General features: G+C 63.4%; 15 protein-coding genes. 6 read left to right on the plus strand and 9 right to left on the minus strand.

From position 1 onward, the window contains the following. Nucleotides 1–85: 85 nt before the first annotated feature. The 3 genes from ACOOE1_RS06405 to ACOOE1_RS06415 form a co-directional block, all read right to left on the minus strand. Nucleotides 86–295: a cold-shock protein gene (locus tag ACOOE1_RS06405; protein WP_193181813.1), complete on the minus strand. Its 210-nt coding sequence runs from the start codon at nucleotides 293–295 to the stop codon at nucleotides 86–88. A gap of 55 nt (nucleotides 296–350) precedes the next feature. Continuing rightward, nucleotides 351–1,721 carry a DEAD/DEAH box helicase gene (locus ACOOE1_RS06410; RefSeq protein ID WP_420405505.1) on the minus strand — a complete coding sequence of 457 codons (1,371 nt, stop codon included), beginning with the start codon at nucleotides 1,719–1,721 and terminating at the stop codon, nucleotides 351–353. Nucleotides 1,722–1,983: 262 nt separating this feature from the next. Continuing rightward, nucleotides 1,984–3,816, minus strand: coding sequence for an ATP-binding protein (locus ACOOE1_RS06415; RefSeq protein ID WP_420405506.1), 1,833 nt, complete (start codon nucleotides 3,814–3,816; stop codon nucleotides 1,984–1,986). Between the two features lie 444 nt (nucleotides 3,817–4,260). Between ACOOE1_RS06415 and ACOOE1_RS06420 the strand changes: the two genes are divergently transcribed. The 4 genes from ACOOE1_RS06420 (at nucleotide 4,261) to ACOOE1_RS06435 (ending at nucleotide 8,499) form a co-directional block, all read left to right on the plus strand. Next, the gene (locus ACOOE1_RS06420; protein ID WP_420405507.1) at nucleotides 4,261–5,424 is read left to right on the plus strand and encodes a fumarylacetoacetate hydrolase family protein; all 1,164 of its coding nucleotides are present in this window, start codon (nucleotides 4,261–4,263) and stop codon (nucleotides 5,422–5,424) included. Nucleotides 5,425–5,604: 180 nt separating this feature from the next. After that, nucleotides 5,605–6,198: a class I SAM-dependent methyltransferase gene (locus tag ACOOE1_RS06425; RefSeq protein WP_420405508.1), complete on the plus strand. Its 594-nt coding sequence runs from the start codon at nucleotides 5,605–5,607 to the stop codon at nucleotides 6,196–6,198. A gap of 152 nt (nucleotides 6,199–6,350) precedes the next feature. After that, on the plus strand, nucleotides 6,351–7,790 hold the full coding sequence (locus ACOOE1_RS06430) for an aldehyde dehydrogenase family protein (protein WP_420405509.1): 1,440 nt from the start codon (nucleotides 6,351–6,353) through the stop codon (nucleotides 7,788–7,790). Between the two features lie 70 nt (nucleotides 7,791–7,860). After that, on the plus strand, nucleotides 7,861–8,499 hold the full coding sequence (locus ACOOE1_RS06435; RefSeq protein ID WP_420405510.1) for an FMN-binding negative transcriptional regulator: 639 nt from the start codon (nucleotides 7,861–7,863) through the stop codon (nucleotides 8,497–8,499). A gap of 29 nt (nucleotides 8,500–8,528) precedes the next feature. On the opposite strand, the gene ACOOE1_RS06440 is transcribed toward ACOOE1_RS06435, so the two are convergent. Both ACOOE1_RS06440 and ACOOE1_RS06445 read right to left on the minus strand, forming a co-directional pair. After that, on the minus strand, nucleotides 8,529–9,092 hold the full coding sequence (locus ACOOE1_RS06440; protein ID WP_420405511.1) for an adenylate kinase: 564 nt from the start codon (nucleotides 9,090–9,092) through the stop codon (nucleotides 8,529–8,531). Between the two features lie 4 nt (nucleotides 9,093–9,096). Then, nucleotides 9,097–10,266, minus strand: a complete 1,170-nt coding sequence (locus ACOOE1_RS06445; protein ID WP_420405512.1) for a M20 aminoacylase family protein — start codon at nucleotides 10,264–10,266, stop codon at nucleotides 9,097–9,099. A 179-nt stretch (nucleotides 10,267–10,445) separates the two neighbouring features. Here ACOOE1_RS06445 and ACOOE1_RS06450 point away from each other — a divergent pair, with 179 nt between their 5' ends. After that, the gene (locus tag ACOOE1_RS06450) at nucleotides 10,446–11,594 is read left to right on the plus strand and encodes an NADH:flavin oxidoreductase/NADH oxidase (protein ID WP_420405513.1); all 1,149 of its coding nucleotides are present in this window, start codon (nucleotides 10,446–10,448) and stop codon (nucleotides 11,592–11,594) included. 7 nt (nucleotides 11,595–11,601) lie between these two features. Here the strand turns inward: ACOOE1_RS06450 and ACOOE1_RS06455 are convergent, their stop codons facing one another. The 4 genes from ACOOE1_RS06455 to ACOOE1_RS06470 all read right to left on the minus strand — a co-directional run bounded on the left by ACOOE1_RS06455 (nucleotide 11,602) and on the right by ACOOE1_RS06470 (nucleotide 15,329). Further along, on the minus strand, nucleotides 11,602–12,126 hold the full coding sequence (locus tag ACOOE1_RS06455; protein WP_420405514.1) for a c-type cytochrome: 525 nt from the start codon (nucleotides 12,124–12,126) through the stop codon (nucleotides 11,602–11,604). Next, complete coding sequence (gene cueR, locus ACOOE1_RS06460) at nucleotides 12,123–12,515, minus strand: Cu(I)-responsive transcriptional regulator (protein WP_420405515.1); 393 nt, start codon at nucleotides 12,513–12,515, stop codon at nucleotides 12,123–12,125. The genes ACOOE1_RS06455 and cueR overlap by 4 nt, the downstream gene beginning before the upstream one ends. Nucleotides 12,516–12,529: 14 nt before the next feature. Continuing rightward, nucleotides 12,530–14,791: a copper-transporting P-type ATPase gene (locus ACOOE1_RS06465; protein ID WP_420405516.1), complete on the minus strand. Its 2,262-nt coding sequence runs from the start codon at nucleotides 14,789–14,791 to the stop codon at nucleotides 12,530–12,532. Nucleotides 14,792–14,960: 169 nt separating this feature from the next. Beyond that, a complete protein-coding gene (locus ACOOE1_RS06470) occupies nucleotides 14,961–15,329 on the minus strand; it encodes a secondary thiamine-phosphate synthase enzyme YjbQ (RefSeq protein WP_420405517.1) in 369 nt (122 codons plus the stop codon). A 73-nt stretch (nucleotides 15,330–15,402) separates the two neighbouring features. Between ACOOE1_RS06470 and ACOOE1_RS06475 the strand changes: the two genes are divergently transcribed. Then, a complete protein-coding gene (locus ACOOE1_RS06475; RefSeq protein ID WP_420405518.1) occupies nucleotides 15,403–16,080 on the plus strand; it encodes a DNA-3-methyladenine glycosylase family protein in 678 nt (225 codons plus the stop codon).

Below are 16,080 nucleotides of genomic sequence, written 5' to 3' on the forward strand. Positions count from 1 at the left end.
ACTCCAGGAGCCCGGTCCGCGTATTCCACAAGGGCGCTGTCCGGCGAGAACACCGCCACCCGGGATTTACGGCAAGAGTGGCTGCTTACTGAGCCTGCAGGTTGACCGCGGAGGACTTGCCGCGCTGGCGGTCTTCCTCGATCTCGTAGCTGATCTTGTCGCCTTCGTTGAGGCCGTGCAGGCCCGAACGCTCGACGGCGGTGATGTGAACGAACACGTCCTTGCCGCCGTCATCCGGCTGGATGAAGCCATAACCTTTGGTGGTGTTGAACCATTTCACTGTACCAGTCGCCATGATCATATTCCTTCGTTTGATCGTTGTGGTCGGTATTGTTTTCTGCGTGCCGCCGTCAGGCGGGAACAGACGGTGTTACGGCTCCGATATTGCCGAGCATGCGGGCAAGGCCTGCCGAGGCGGCGTCGGGGCCGGGTTTGCGTTCGCCCGAAAGGTCGGGACGGGGCGCATTCTTTTCAACCGGGTTCCGCTTCGAGCCGGAACTCCTGGTTCTGGAAGTTGGCGTGCTTTTGACAGCAGCGATTGCGGGCCTGATTTCGCGATCCGCCCGGGGCTGCACGGCGACGGAAGGCTCCGCGACGGAGGAACCTCCGCCGTTCCCGAGCCGGTTTCCGGTCAGCTTCTCGATGGCATGCAGCAGGTCGCGCTCGGCCGGATCGCACAGCGAAATCGCGATGCCGCTGCGGCCGGCGCGGGCGGTGCGCCCGATCCGGTGCACGTAGGCTTCGGCCACGTTCGGCAGTTCGTAGTTGATGACATGCGAGACGTCATCGACATCGATGCCGCGCGCCGCAATGTCGGTCGCCACAAGGATCGAGGTCCCGCCATCGCGGAACGAGGCCAGGGTACGTTCCCGCTGGGACTGGCTCTTGTTGCCGTGGATCGCCGCGGCCGACAGGCCGGCGCTCGCCAGGTGGCGACTGACCTTGTCCGCGCCGCGCTTGGTCCGCGTGAACACAATGGCGCGCACGGAACCGGCGTCCGAGAGGATTTCGGTCAACACATCCCGCTTGGAGGCGGCCGGCGTGTGGCGCACGCTCTGGACAATGCGCTCGATCGGCCGTGACACGGCCGCCACCGCGATTTCCGCGGGCTCGGACTGGAAATCACGGGCTAGGGCGCGGATCTGTGACGGCATGGTCGCGGACATCAGGACCGTCTGCCGCTCTTTCGGCAATGTGCCCATGATCTTGCGGATCGCCGGGAGAAAGCCGAGATCCAGCATCTGATCCGCTTCGTCCAGGACGACGCGCGTCGTCCGGTCGAGCCGGACGGCCCCGGATTTCATGTGATCGAGCAGCCGTCCCGGCGTGGCGACGACAATGTCGACGCCGGCGGCGAGCGCGGAGATCTGCGGGCCGGGCTTGACGCCTCCGACCACGACGGCGACCTCGGCCTGCATGAACTTGCCGTAGATCCGGATGTTTTCCGCGATCTGCTGCGCCAGTTCACGCGTCGGCGTCAGGATCAGCGCACCGCAGGTCCTGGCGGCGGGTTTGCCGCTCTGTTCCGCAATGCGGTGCAGGAGCGGAAGGACGAAGGACGCAGTCTTGCCCGTGCCGGTCTGTGCAATGCCTGTGACATCGCGACCGGCCAGCAAGGCGGGTATGACTTCGCTCTGGATCGGGGTGGGAGTGGTGTAACCTTCGGCCGATACGGCCCGAAGGAGGGACTTGGCGAGGCCAAGGTCGTTAAACTGTGTCAAAAAGGCTCTTTCAATGATCACCCCTGATCGCGCCGACCGGCTGCGGGAGATGACCCTTTATGTTCTGGAAGCTAGCGTAGATCAGCTGCCGTATTGTTAAACTACCCGGATGGGCTTTCTGGCAACGATCGATACGACGCCTTGCAAGAAGTTGGCGCTGTTGATGATGAAATCACCATCTACGCGCAGCGCACGATCGAAAGATGGTCACGTTCCGCTAGCGAAATCAAGACAATTCTTTCCGCAACCCGTCGATGCCCGTTCACGCTGCCACCTCGTCTTGCCGGACTGGCGGGAAGATGACGGTCACCACGGTTCCTTCCCCCTTTCTGCTGTCAATGTGCATCCTGGCACCGTGCCGCTCGACGATGGAGAGAACCACGGCGAGACCGAGACCTGCCCCTTTTTCCTGCCTCACATGCGGATCTGTTCCGCGGCCGAACGGCTGTAGGCTCTCGGCGGCCTCCTCTTCAGTCATCCCATAGCCCTGGTCGATCACCTTGAGAACCGTTCCGTGTTCCAGGTCGCGAGAGATCCGAACCTCCACCGTCGTGCCTCCGGGGCTGTACTTCTCGGCATTGTCCAGAAGATTGATAAGCAGCTGCTTGATCTGGCGCCGTTCGCCCTCGACCGGGGGCGAGTCAGCATCGACCGTGACCACATGCTGGCAACGCCCCCCATAAGCCATTGACACTATATCAAAAACCTCGCGCACAACCGGTTCGAGGTCGACAATCTCTGTCGCTCTGACGCGGCTCTGCACGTCTGCGGATGCGACCAGCATGATGTCCTCGACCAACGCCAGCAAATGTTCGCCGCTCTCCCTGATCAGAGCCGAGTATTCTTGGTACCGCCGCGCAGCGTGAGGACCGAACAGCTCGTCCTTCATCGCACTTGAGAAGCCGATGATTGCATTCAGGGGTGTGCGGAATTCATGGCTGACATTCGCAAGCAATACACTTTTTGCCCGATCCATCTGTTCGACACGATGAGCGCGCGCCTGGGATTCCACCCGCGCGCGCACAGCCTCGTCGATCTGCTCCGCCATTGTGTCGATAGCATTTGCAACACGATCAAGTTCGGCAGGGAGAATCACACTCGAGCTCTCGATAGGCGCGTGGAACTCCCCGTCCGCGATCCGCGCAGCTGTTTCTTCGAGAGGGCGCACGCCACGAGTGATCAGTCCGGCGATGAACCAAGCGACCAGCGTACTGAAGATCCCGACGGCGAGAGCCAATCCGACGATTGCCTTGAGAAGCGACCTTACCGGCGCCATGATCTGCGATGTCGGCTGAGGAACCATTACGCTCCAGCCAGGGCCGGAAACCGGTGAGAACCCGGCCAACATTTCGGCGTCCATCGCCGGAGAATGGAAGACTCCGACACCGTCTTCACCGCCAATCATTCTCTGGACGAGGGAGATTTCCGAAATGTCTTTTCGTTCCATCTCCCATGCTTCGAGAGGATGAGCCAGCACGCGCCCATGGCGATCTACGATTGCCACATGCCCCTTCCCTCCCAAGTCTACCTGAGACTGCAGGTCTCGGATGTAGCTTGTGGCAACCGAGGCAACCGCATATCCGTCCGGGCCGATATCTTTCACGACAAATAGCATCGGGATACCGCCGGCGACCGGAAGAACACCGCTCCAAACCCATCCAGGAGCCTTTGAGGCCGCTTCGGACAAATAGGGTTGGAGAGGCGCCAGTAGGCTGGAGTCGATGTACCCTGCTTGGAGGCATTCAACCGGGCAATAGATTTTTTGAAGAGTTCTGGAATTCCTGCCTAGGAACCCAACCGACCGAATACCATGATCGCCCAGCAGTGGCGCAAAATCCATGAACAGGCCGGCTTCGGATCCAAGTTTGTGCCGGTTTGCGACGATAAACTCTGCGGCACTGACCGCATCATCGGCAAATTGCTCAAGTGCAAGTGTGAGTGGACCGGATATGACCAGATGCCGGTCCCGTGCCTCGGCTTCGATCCGATAGCTGGCCGTCGCGTAGACCCACGCTGCAAATACCGAGATCGGAATCCACGAGACGGCAGCGAAGCCAACGAATAACCAGGTTCGAAGCGATAGAGAACGCAACATGTAAGATCGATTCCGAGTCTTATCTGCCTGCCCTAGATAAGAGGATCTGCGGCTTAAAAAGTGATTAATCATTAAGCGCATTCCGGCACTTTGAGATTACCGAATGGCGACGTGGCACGATGACGAGGAACGCCTCAGCCTTGGAAGCTGCCTCGGCACGGCCGGCAAGAGCCGGACGCGCGCTGCATCGGACAACGGTATCAGATCGTGATTCCTGCGGACGTATAAACACTGTCTCCCTAGACTGGATCGCGGTCGGCGGAGCCGGCGTCTACGGGCATTCCACAGCATGCCGCCGCGGCAAGAATCGCTCAGACATTTCCGTTTATTAACGCTGGTATTTTGTATCCCAGAGAGTCAATAATCCGTCGGGAGACATCACCGGAGAAATTCGCCGCGTCGCGAGAGGCACGCTAGTGTCGGTGTAATGGGAGGAATGAGGCCATGGGCAATCGCATCGAAACGGACCTGCCGTCCGACCTTGACAAAGCAACGCTGCTCGGACGGGTCGCGACGCCGGACGGCCCGGCGGTCTGTACGGTACGCGGCGACGCGGTGATCGACATTACCCACCGTCTTCCGACGATCACCCATGCACTGAAGGCGAACTGCCCGGCCAGCATCGTACGCGGATGTGAGGGAAAATCGCTCGGAAAGCTCTCCGACATTCTGGATGCAAGCTTCGACCCGGCTGCAACCGGTGCCCGATTGCTGTCGCCGATCGACCTGCAGGCGATCAAGGCCGCCGGTGTCACCTTCGCCAACAGCCTGATCGAGCGCGTCGTCGAAGAAATGACGAAAGGCAATCCGCTGAAGGCCGAAGAGGCGCGCCAGCAACTCGCACGCGATATCGGCGACGACGTTTTCTCCATCGTACCTGGGTCGGAAGAAGCGATGAAGCTGCGCGAGACACTGCTGGAGAAAGATCTCTGGTCACCGTATCTCGAGGTCGGCTTTGGGGTCGACGCCGAGATATTCACCAAGGCGCAGCCGATGTCCTCCGTCGGGCACGGCGCCCGGATCGGTCTGCACCCGCGCTCCGACTGGAACAACCCGGAACCTGAGGTCGTGCTGGTCTGCGCTCCCGACGGCCGGATCGTCGGCGCGACCCTCGGCAACGACGTGAACCTGCGTGATTTCGAGGGGCGCAGCGCCCTCTTGCTCGGCCGGGCCAAGGACAATAACGCATCGGCCAGCCTCGGTCCCTTCATCCGCCTGCTGGACGACCACTTTACCATGGCCGAGATCCGCAATGCGGACCTCTCGCTCGAAGTGACCGGTCCCGACGGATATACCCTGAGCGGCTCCAGCACCATGCGGGTGATCAGCCGAGATCCAGAAGACCTCGCGAACCAGATGTTCGACAGCCACCAGTATCCGGATGGCGCCGTGCTCTATACCGGCACCCTCTTCGCGCCGACCGAGGACCGGGACGCGGACCGGCCGGGAGAAGGCTTCACCCACAAGCTGGGAGACCGGGTACGTATTGCGAGTTCGCGTCTCGGCGCGCTGGAAAATGAAGTCGGCCGCTCCGATCATCTGCCGGAATGGGAAGACGGCGCTCTGTCCCTCTTCCGCTCGCTCGCCAAGCGCGGCATCTCGATCTGAGGAACGCCGCATGGAGGCGGGGACGGGTTTCCTGCATCTGCAGACGTCTTCCGATCCCCGTAGGTTCCTCCATCCGGTTTTCCGCGACGCCCCCGGGACGGTGTTCCCTACCCAGTTCGCTGCATTTATGCATCTATGCGGACAAGTGCCGCCGCAATGCCAACTCCCGGAGTCAATCGAATGTCCGACCCACTGCACAAGCTGAATATCGGCTGCGGAACTTCCGCGATGGACGGCTGGGTCAATCTCGACATGTATGAGGCGCCAGGTGTGGACATCGTCTACGATCTCGAGACCTGTGGCACAACCAAGCTGCCGCTGCCGGACAACAGCGTCTCCGAATTCAAGGCCTCGCATGTGCTCGAGCATATCCAGAACATTCTGCCGATGATGGAGGAGTTGCACCGGGTCGCTGTCGATGGCGCCCTGCTGGTTGCCGCCATGCCGCATATCGGCAGCGACGGCGCCTGGGGCGATCCGACGCACAAGCGTGGCATGTCGGTTTTTGGACTGCGCTATTTCGGACAGCCGACCTACAAGTTCGCCGATTACGGCTATCGCGGCGACTGGAACGTCGAGAAGGTGCGCTACAAGATTGACCGGTCCCGTGCGGGAGAGGACGTCAATAATGCGCCCCGCCTGCTGGAGCGGATCGACATCGAGCGCAACATCGTCCGTGAGATGGTGGCCCATATGCGCGCCGTGAAACCCGCTCGCCCGCGCGGCGAAGGCGCGTTCCCGCGCTTCCCCTACGAATTCCAATTCGTCGACTAGCCGCGCGCCCGTCACGGCGGGACACGGTCTTTGCTTCCGGCGCGGAAATAGTCCCCCGGCAGGGTTCTCCTTGCACACTGCCTGATCCCGCGTAAGCTCCCTCCCGGATCAAGGCTGGCGCGCCCGGCGCCGGCAGAAGAGAGGGAACTCCAATGACACTGCACCGCAACCTGATCGCAGGCGAGTGGGTCGAAGGATCGAACGCCAGCGACAATATCAACCCTTCCAACACGAACGACGTGGTCGGCCAGTTCGCGATGGCAGATGCCGCCGGTACCGAACAGGCAATCGACGCTGCCGTCTCCGCCTCCCATGCCTGGGCCCGCAGCCCGATCCAGCAGCGCCATGACATCCTTGCCGCCGCTTCTGCCGAGATCATGGCGCGCAAGGACGAGCTCGGTCGCCTGCTCTCCCGCGAGGAAGGCAAGACGCTGGCCGAGGGTATCGGCGAGACCATCCGCGCCGCGCAGATCTTCGATTTCTTCGCTGGCGAATGCCTGCGTCTTTCCGGCGAGAAGATCGCCTCCACCCGCCCGGGCCTCGATGTCGAGATCACCCGCGAGCCGGTCGGCGTGGTCGGCATCATCACGCCCTGGAACTTCCCGATCGCGATCCCGGCCTGGAAGATCGCGCCAGCGCTCTGCTACGGCAATACGGTCGTCTTCAAGCCGGCCGGCCTGGTGCCGGGCTGCGCCTGGGCGCTGGTAGAGATCCTGAAGAAGGCCGGCCTGCCGGACGGGGTGCTGAACCTTGTCATGGGCAGCGGCGGCACGGTCGGCGAGACGATCCTCTCCAGCACCCGGATCAACGCCGTGACTTTCACCGGCTCGGTCTCGACCGGCGCCCATGTCGCGGCAAAATGCTCGGCGACGATGAAGAAGTACCAGCTCGAAATGGGCGGCAAGAACCCGATGGTGGTCCTGGACGACGCCGATCTCGCGACCGCCGTCGACGTCGCCGTGAACGGTGCCTTCTTCTCAACCGGCCAGCGCTGCACGGCCTCGTCGCGGCTGATCGTGACCGAGGGCATCCACGACAGGTTCGTCGCCGCCTGTATCGAGAAACTGCAGGGCCTCAATGTCGACGACGCGCTGAAGGACGGCACCCATATCGGCCCGGTGGTCGACGAGAGCCAACTGTCGCAGGACGAGAAATACATCCAGATCGGCAAGGATGAAGGCGCCAAGCTCGCCTGGGGCGGCGAACGCCTCAACCGCGAGACGCCCGGCTTCTACCTGCAGCCTGCTCTCTTCACCGAGACCACCAATTCCATGCGCATCAACCGTGAGGAAGTGTTCGGCCCGGTGGCGAGCGTGATCCGGGTGAAGGATTACGACGAGGCCCTCGCGGTCGCCAACGACACCGATTTCGGCCTCTCCTCGGGCATCTGCACGTCCAGCCTCAAATATGCAAGCGACTTCAAGCGCAATTCCGAGGCCGGCATGGTCATGGTCAACCTGCCGACGGCGGGCGTCGACTATCACGTCCCGTTCGGCGGCCGGAAAGGCTCCAGCTACGGCTCCCGCGAGCAGGGCCGGTATGCAGCAGAGTTCTACACAACAGTGAAAACCGCCTATACACTTCCGATCTGACGCAGCTTCGCGTCGATCGCGCGGCCGGCACCTCCCGTGCCGGCCGTTCGCATTTCTGGAGACAGGTCCCATGTACGTGCCGCCGCATTTCCGCGAACATAATCTCGACGTGCTGCATGAGACGATCCGACGAATTGCCCTTGGCACTGTCGTCACGCTCGGCCATGACGGGCTGATCGGCAGCCACGTGCCGATGCTTCTGGACGAGAGCAAGGGCGAGTTTGGAACCCTCTCAGGACATTTCGCGAAAGCGAACCTTCAGGCCAAGGGACCGGCTCAGGGCGGGGAGGCACTCGCCATGTTCCTCGGCCCGGAGGCCTATATCACGCCGAACTGGTACGCGACCAAGCAGGAGAGCGGCAAGGTGGTGCCGACCTGGAACTATGTCGCCGTCCATGCCTACGGTCCGATCACCTTTCACGACGATGCCGAGTGGCTGCGCGGCCTCGTCTCCCGACTGACTGACGTCCATGAGGCGTCCAACGCGCAACCCTGGGCGGTTTCCGACGCACCGGAACCGTTCGTCCGGTCGCAACTCAAGGGCATCGTCGGTTTTGAGATCCCGATCACCAGGATTGAAGGCAAATGGAAGCTGAGCCAGAACAGGCCAGCCGCCGACAAGTCCGGTGTGATCGAGGGCCTGGAGGCGCGCGATGGCACCGACGCGGCGATTGCGACAACGATGCGCGAACGCCTGACACAGGTCTGAGGTACAGAAACAGCCCGGCATCGGACGCGCTAACCCAGAGGGAAGCGCGCGACCTGCTCGATCTGTTCATCTGTGCTTACGGTTCCGGATACCCGGACCACCGGACAGGGCAGCCGTTCCATCCAGGCCTCGTGCATGCGGCGGCTGCGGATCTCCGGCCCGCCGGCATCGTAGGACGCCGCCCAGTCGAGGAAGGCCATGTGATCGTCGTAATGCGCCCCGCCGGGCTGCAGGGCCTCGACGCCATAACGTTCCTCCTCGCGTGCGATCAGGCGCTCCATGCGCAGATCGAACGGGGTATAGACGAAGACGACGAGATCGAACCGCTCGATCAGCGGATCGCCCCAGGAGACCAGGGAACCGGTCAGCACCCAGTGCGTGGTCCCATCGATCGATTCCGTCAGCAGACGGACCCTCTCGGGGATTGGGCGTTTCTGCTGGAACCGCGGCTCAGTCGGCATCCAGTAAAAGTCGTCGGTGTCGAGATGCACATAGCCGAACCGCTCGGCCCAGGCGCGCCCGAAAGTCGAGGTTCCTGCCCCGGAAGCGCCGAGAACATGCACCCCCCGGGGAAGGTCCGCCGGATTGATCACTGCCTCACGCGGATTTCGCTAGGCGCGTCTCGACGAGACGGGACCAGTAGCTCGCGCCGACCGTCAGCGCCTCGTCGTTGAAATCGTATTCCGGATGATGCAGTCCTGCCGTATCACCGTTTCCGCACCAGATATACGCACCCGGTTTTTCCTGCAGCATGTAGGAGAAATCCTCCGCGCCCATGCTCGGCGGCAGGTCGCGATCGACCTTGCCCATGCCGCCCGCCACCTCGGAGCAGATCCCGGCGGCGAAATCCGCTTCCCTCGGCGTGTTCACTGTCGCCGGATAGCCGGTCATGTAGTTGAGTTCCGCCGATGCTCCGTAGGTCGCCGCGATGCCGTCTGCGACGCGCTTGATCCGTTCCGGCAAATGCGCCTGGATTTCGGGATTCAGCACGCGGCAGGTACCGCGCAAGATGATCTCGTCGGGAATGACGTTGAAAGCATCGCCCGCATGGAACTGCGTCGCGCTGATCACCAACGCCTCCGCCGGGTCCGTGTTGCGGCTGGTAATCGTCTGCAGTGCCATGACGATATTGGCGCCGACGACAACCGGATCGACGCCCTGGTGCGGCATCGCCGCATGCGCGCCGCGCCCCTTGATGGCAATCTCCCAGTTGTCGCGCGCCGCCATGACAGGACCGGCGGAGACCCCGAAGCTGCCGACCGGCATTTCCGGACGGTTGTGCATGCCATAGACCTCTTCCACCGGGAACAGCTTGAAGAGACCGTCCTCGATCATCTTCTGGCCGCCGCCCTTGCCTTCCTCGGCAGGTTGAAAGATCAGCTGCACCGTTCCCGCGAAATTGCGCGTCTCCGCGAGGTACTTCGCGGCGCCGAGCAGCATGGTTGTGTGCCCGTCATGGCCGCACGCATGCATCTTGCCATCGTTCTTCGACCGGTGCTCCGGCGTGCCTTTCTCCTGGATCGGCAAAGCGTCCATATCGGCGCGCAGGCCGATTGCGGGGCCGTCGCCGCCATTGCCCTTGATGGTCGCCACGACGCCGGTTCCACCGAGCCCGCGATGGATCTCGAGTCCCATTTCGGTCAGCCGTGCGGCGACGAAATCCGAGGTCTCGAACTCCTCGAAACCGAGCTCCGGATTCCGGTGGATATGCCGCCGCCATCCCGTCAGCTCTGAATGAAAGTCGGCGATGCGATTGACGATAGGCATGTAACGGCTCCTGAGGGGCGGCGAAAACAAGGATGTGGAAACGGCCCCCACGATGGCGTGCCGGGCAATCCTGTCAAGTGCCGAGCGGGCGCGATTGACTTGGCCAGCGGGAACCAACCCGAAATGGTCAATTTCCAGGGCCTTGGGCTATCCTCCACGGCAAAAAGGGGAGGATTTCAATGACCGATAAGACGCCGCTGCTGTTCCAGCCCATCCAGCTTCGGGGCGTCACGCTGCCGAACCGAATCGTGATCCCGCCGATGTGCATGTATTCCGCAGAGGAAGGGTTCCCGACCGATTTCCACCTGGCCCATCTCGGGAAGTTCGCCATCGGCGGCGCCGGAATGGTGATCCTCGAAGTGACGGCGGTGACCCGCGATGGGCGGATTACCCACGGTGATCTCGGCATCTGGGACGACGAGCATTCGGCAAGTCTCGCTCCGCTTGCGGCCTTCCTGAAATCGGAAGGCACGGTCCCGGCCATCCAGATCGGCCATTCCGGGCGCAAGGGCAGCATGCAGCGCCCCTGGAAAGGCAACGGCCCCCTCACCCCCGAAGATATCGCGGACGGCGACACGCCCTGGCAGCCGGAAGCGCCGAGCGCAGTGCCGTTGGCGGATGGCTGGCTGACACCCCGCGAACTCGACCTCGACGACATGAAGCGCTTGCGCCGGGCCTTCGCGGACGCGACCAAGCGCTCGGTCGATGCCGGCTTCGAGTCCGTCGAGATCCATTGCGCCCATGGCTACCTGCTGCAGACCTTCCTCTCCCCGCTCGGCAATTTCCGCACCGATGCCTATGGCGGCGACCTGCAGGGCCGCATGCGGCTGTCGCTCGAAATCGCCGAGGATGTCCGCGAAGCCCTGCCGGACAATCTCCCTCTCTTCGTCCGCATCTCCGCCGTCGACGCCATAGAGGGCGGCTGGGAAATGGAGGACAGCCTCGTCTTCGCAAAGGAACTGAAGGACCGCGGCGTCGACGTGATCGACTGTTCCTCCGGCGGGCAGACGCCGAAGGGCGCTACCAACTTCAAGCTGAACCGCGCGCCCGGATACCAGGTACCCTACGCAGCCGAGATCCGCCGTGAAGTCGGGATCATGACCCAGGCCGTCGGGCTTATCACCGACCCGCACCATGCCGAGGAAATCCTGCGAACCGGCGACGCCGACCTGATCGCGATCGGCCGCGAGGCGCTGTACAACCCGTTCTGGCCGCGTCACGCGGCGGATGCCTTCAGACTAGACGAGGATTTCGCAAGCTGGCCGCCGCAATATGGCTGGTGGCTGCAGAAACGGGCACTGGGTCAGCGAGCGCAGGCGAAGGGCTGACGCGCTGTCAGCCGCCCTTGGCCGCCTGCATGTTGATCGCGTCGTGGCGCCGGCGGATTTCCGGCGGCCAGGTGCTCTTGATGAAGGACAGGACGGCGAGGATTTCCCGGTCGCTGAGCACACCTTCATAGCCCGGCATGTCGCTTTCGTAGCCGTCGCCGACAATGCGGGCCGGCCCGTATTTGGTCAGCGCGAAGAGCTGTTCGTCGGGATGGTGCCAGGTATGCCCGCTCGGATCGTGGGGTGGCGCCGGCAGGCGACCGTCGGGCTTGCGCTCGCGCCAGTTCGGTTGGCCCGCGAGGTTGAGACCGTGGCAGGCGGCGCATTCGGCTTCGTAGACAATCTTTCCTTCAGCGACGAGGCCGGTATCGCCCGGACGGAGTCGGACGGCCGTCGATTTCTCCGCCTCGGCCGCGCCCGGCAGCACGCGGGAAAGGACGGACGGACGGTCCGGGTCCTGAATGCGGGAATAGCCAGCCAGCGCGAATAGCAGCAGCACGGCGCTCCCGGAAAGCAGGATCTTCCAGTTCATTGCGCGCCGCCCGCGAGATCGTCGAGGATCGGGCAGTCGGGCCGGTGATCCCCATGGCAGGCACGGATGAGATGGGCGAGCGTTCCGCGGAGGCTCTGCAGCTCGCGGATCTTGCGGTCGATCTCTTCCAGATGCGCCTCGGCGATGGCCCGGACATCGGCACTCTCGCGCCCTTTCTCGTCGTAGAGCGACAGAAGGGCGCGGCAATCTTCTATGGAGAAACCGAGTCCCCGCGCCCGTTGCAGGAATCGAAGCCGGTGAATGTCCTCATTCGAGTAGTCCCGGTAGCCGTTCTCGCGACGCTCCGGATGCACGAGGCCGATTTCCTCGTAATACCGGATGGTCTTTGCAGGCAGCCCGGCGCTTTCGGCGACCTCCCTGATTTGCATGACACGCCTCCTTGCTACAGTTTCGCGGTTCGCAGGCGCAATGCGTTGCCGATGACCGAAACGGAACTGAGGCTCATCGCCGCGGCCGCCAGCATCGGACTGAGCGTGACCCCGAGGACGGGATAGAGGACGCCGGCCGCCACCGGCACGCCAAGCGCATTGTAGATGAAAGCGAAAAACAGGTTCTGGCGGATGTTGCGCATAGTCGCCCGGCTGAGATGCCGCGCTTTCACAAGCCCGCGAATATCACCTTTCACCAGCGTGACCGCCGCGCTCTCCTTGGCGATGTCGGTGCCGGTCCCCATGGCGATGCCGATATCGGCGAGGGCCAGAGCGGGCGCGTCGTTGATGCCGTCTCCGGCCATCGCCACGATCCGTCCTTCGGCCTTTAGATCGGATACCAGTTCCGCCTTGTCCGCCGGCATCAGACCGCCGCGCACGTCCTTGATTCCGAGTTCCCGGCCGATCGCCGCGGCCGCTTGCGGATTGTCGCCCGTAGCCATAACCACCCTGATGCCGTCCTTCTGGAGATCGGCAACGGCCTCCTCCGCCCCTGCCTTGACCCGGTCCCGCACCGCAATCAGGCCGATGAGCGTTTCGTTCTTCGCAACATAGAGCAGCGTGGCGCCGGAGCGGGAAAAGCGGTCGGCCTGCTCCGCGAGCGCCGTGACGTCGACCGCGAGCGCTTCCATGAAGCGGGCGGAACCGGCGGCAACGACCGCACCGTCCACCGTCCCCTTCAATCCCATCCCCGTTTCGGCGACGACACCCTTGGCGGGTTCGTAGGCAACCGAACGATTTTGCGCTGCGCGCAGCACAGCGGCCGACAATGGATGCTCGCTGCCGCTTTCCACGGCCGCGGCGAGACTCAGGATCTCTTCCGATTCCGGTCCGGCGCTTGCCAGGTCGACGATCTCCGGCCGCCCCTCGGTCAGCGTGCCGGTCTTGTCGACCACGAGCGTATCGATCTTCTCGAATCCCTCGATCGCCTCGGCATCCCGGATCAGGATGCCCGCCGCGGCGCCGCGCCCGGCGCCGACCATGATGGACATCGGTGTCGCGAGACCGAGCGCGCAGGGACAGGCGATGATCAGAACCGAAACGGCGGCGATCACCCCATGCGCCAGCGCCGGCTCCGGACCGACGAGGGCCCAGACGGCGAAGGCCGCGAGCGACGAGAGCACCACCGCCGGTACAAAATACCCTGCGACGGCGTCGGCCACCTTCTGCACCGGTGCGCGGCTGCGCTGGGCGTCGGCGACCATGGCGACGATATGGGAAAGCATGGTATCGCGGCCGACACGCTCGGCTTCCATCACCAGGGTCGCATTGCCGTTCAGAGTTCCGCCGACAAGGGCTTCGCCGGCATTCTTCTCCACTGGAAGCGGCTCGCCGGTCAGCATGGATTCATCTACAGAACCGGCCCCTTCCAGCACGCGCCCGTCGACCGGAATGCGCTCGCCGGGACGAATGCGCAATCGGTCGCCAACCTCGATCACGTCGATCTCGACCTCCTCGTCGCTCCCGTCAGCCGTCAGCCGCCGGGCGGTGAGCGGCGCGAGGCCGAGCAAGGCCTTCAGCGCGTCAGAGGTTTTCTCCCGCGCACCGAGTTCCAGAACCTGCCCGAGCGCGACCAGAGTGATGATGACGGCCGCAGATTCGAAATAGAACCCGACCGTTCCGTCCGCGCCCCGGAACCCGTCCGGAAACATATCCGGCAGCAACAGGGCCGCGACGCTGTAGATCCACGCAGCACCGGTGCCGAGAGCAATCAGCGTGAACATGTTGAAATGTCCGCTCTTCAGCGAATTCCAGCCGCGCTCGAAGAAGGGGAAGCCGACCCAGAGCACAACCGGTGTCGCCAGCACGGCCTGCAGCCAGGGATTCCAGGTCCCCGCGACGAGACGGTCGAGGCCGGGCACCATCTCGCCCATCGCCAGAATGAAGACCGGCAGGGTCAGCAGCGCCCCGACAGCGAAACGCCGGCGCATGTCGATATATTCCGGATTTGGCGGCGTATCCCGGGCGATCATCTCCGGCTCGAGCGCCATGCCGCAGATCGGACAATTATCCGGTTCCGGGCTCCAGACGCCCGGACACATCGGGCAGATATATCCGGCTCCGGCACCTTCCGGTTTGCCGGTCGTCACCGCCTTGCCTGAGCTCTTGCCGCCCCCGCCATGGCCGCAACAGGCATGTGCGGCTGGTGCCGGGCTGGATTCGCCGTGGCAACAGGAACTCTCGGTCTCAATCTTCTTGTGCGCGTGACTGGACATGCGCGGGCTCCATCCGAACAGGAATACGGCCGCAGGCCGGCCACTGCGTCGTCTGATAAAGCTTCCAGTCACTAGAAGGTCAAGCGGCAAACCCGCACCCTCCGTCGGCTTCAGTCCCCGAGCAGATGCAGGACGACCTCACGGCGGTGCGGCGCCCGCCGATGCTCGATCAGGTAAATCCCTGCCAGGTCCCGAGCAGCGGTCGTCCACTGTTGACCGGAACGGTCAGCGCGGTCTGCGTCAGCATGCTGCGGATATGCGCCGGCATGTCGTCCGGCCCTTCGATGCCGTGGCGATAGCGTCCTGGATCCTCCGGAGCAACCGTTGCCAGATAGTCCGCCAGGTCCGCGCGCACGTCCGGGTCGGCATTCTCCTGGATCGTCAGCGAGGCCGAGGTATGGCGCAGGAACAGCGTCAGCAAACCGGTATCGATGGCAGTTCCGCCGACCCAATCCGCGACCTCGCCTGTGATTTCATGGAATCCTCGGCCGCGGCTTTGTACCCGCAGGATCTCCTGCGCCTGTCTGGTCACGTTCATGCGCGCCCCTTACCAGTCCGTGCCGCGCAAACTATGCTCGCACGCCGGACATTGGAACAGCGGGAAGCACAAGATGAGCGGCAGCACGGAGCATGACACGGCCCTATCCGCGGCCATAACGGAACTGTCCAGCCGCGACGCAGACCTCCGAGCGCTCTACGAAAAGCTCGGTCCGCCTCCGTCGCGCCGCGAGCCGCCGGGCTTCGCCTCACTGATCCGTATCCTGACGGCGCAGCAGGTCTCTCTTGCTTCGGCAAGTGCGATCTGGACGCGCCTGAACCAGGTCATTGAGGTTACGCCTCACGCAATCGCCGGAGCAAGCGACGACGACTTCCGCGCCGCCGGCTTCAGCCGCCCGAAAGTTCGGTATGCACGGGCACTGGCGGAACACATTCTCTCCGGTCGGCTCTGTCTCGACGCGTTGACGGAGCAGCCGGACGATCGCGTCAGGAATGCGCTGACCGCGGTTCCCGGAATTGGTCGCTGGACCGCCGACATCTATCTCCTGTTCTGTCTCGGGCGCCTCGACACCTGGCCGGCAGGAGATCTCGCGATCCAGGAAGCCCTGCGCGACGTCAAGCGGCTGGAGACCAGACCAAGCGAAAAGCAAACCCGAGCGCTGGCGGAAATATGGCAGCCTTACCGGGGCGCGGCGGCACAGCTGCTGTGGCAGCATTACCGGCACCTCAAGTTCGGCAACAAATCGGGCGAAAATGCTGTCTTTCCCGTGACAGAGGCAGCATCGCGCTGA

The organism is Nisaea sp. (assembly GCF_965216895.1).
Lineage (GTDB): Bacteria > Pseudomonadota > Alphaproteobacteria > Thalassobaculales > Thalassobaculaceae > Nisaea.

Coding starts and splice junctions, on each gene's coding strand:
- ACOOE1_RS06435 (WP_420405510.1), top strand. CDS start 7,861: ATGTACGTGCCGCCGCATTTCCGCGAACATAATCTCGACGTGCTGCAT.
- ACOOE1_RS06470 (WP_420405517.1), bottom strand. CDS start 15,329: ATGAACGTGACCAGACAGGCGCAGGAGATCCTGCGGGTACAAAGCCGC.
- ACOOE1_RS06475 (WP_420405518.1), top strand. CDS start 15,403: ATGAGCGGCAGCACGGAGCATGACACGGCCCTATCCGCGGCCATAACG.
- cueR (WP_420405515.1), bottom strand. CDS start 12,515: ATGCAAATCAGGGAGGTCGCCGAAAGCGCCGGGCTGCCTGCAAAGACC.
- ACOOE1_RS06405 (WP_193181813.1), bottom strand. CDS start 295: ATGGCGACTGGTACAGTGAAATGGTTCAACACCACCAAAGGTTATGGC.
- ACOOE1_RS06445 (WP_420405512.1), bottom strand. CDS start 10,266: ATGCCTATCGTCAATCGCATCGCCGACTTTCATTCAGAGCTGACGGGA.
- ACOOE1_RS06430 (WP_420405509.1), top strand. CDS start 6,351: ATGACACTGCACCGCAACCTGATCGCAGGCGAGTGGGTCGAAGGATCG.
- ACOOE1_RS06455 (WP_420405514.1), bottom strand. CDS start 12,126: ATGAACTGGAAGATCCTGCTTTCCGGGAGCGCCGTGCTGCTGCTATTC.
- ACOOE1_RS06450 (WP_420405513.1), top strand. CDS start 10,446: ATGACCGATAAGACGCCGCTGCTGTTCCAGCCCATCCAGCTTCGGGGC.
- ACOOE1_RS06420 (WP_420405507.1), top strand. CDS start 4,261: ATGGGCAATCGCATCGAAACGGACCTGCCGTCCGACCTTGACAAAGCA.
- ACOOE1_RS06415 (WP_420405506.1), bottom strand. CDS start 3,816: ATGTTGCGTTCTCTATCGCTTCGAACCTGGTTATTCGTTGGCTTCGCT.
- ACOOE1_RS06465 (WP_420405516.1), bottom strand. CDS start 14,791: ATGTCCAGTCACGCGCACAAGAAGATTGAGACCGAGAGTTCCTGTTGC.
- ACOOE1_RS06425 (WP_420405508.1), top strand. CDS start 5,605: ATGTCCGACCCACTGCACAAGCTGAATATCGGCTGCGGAACTTCCGCG.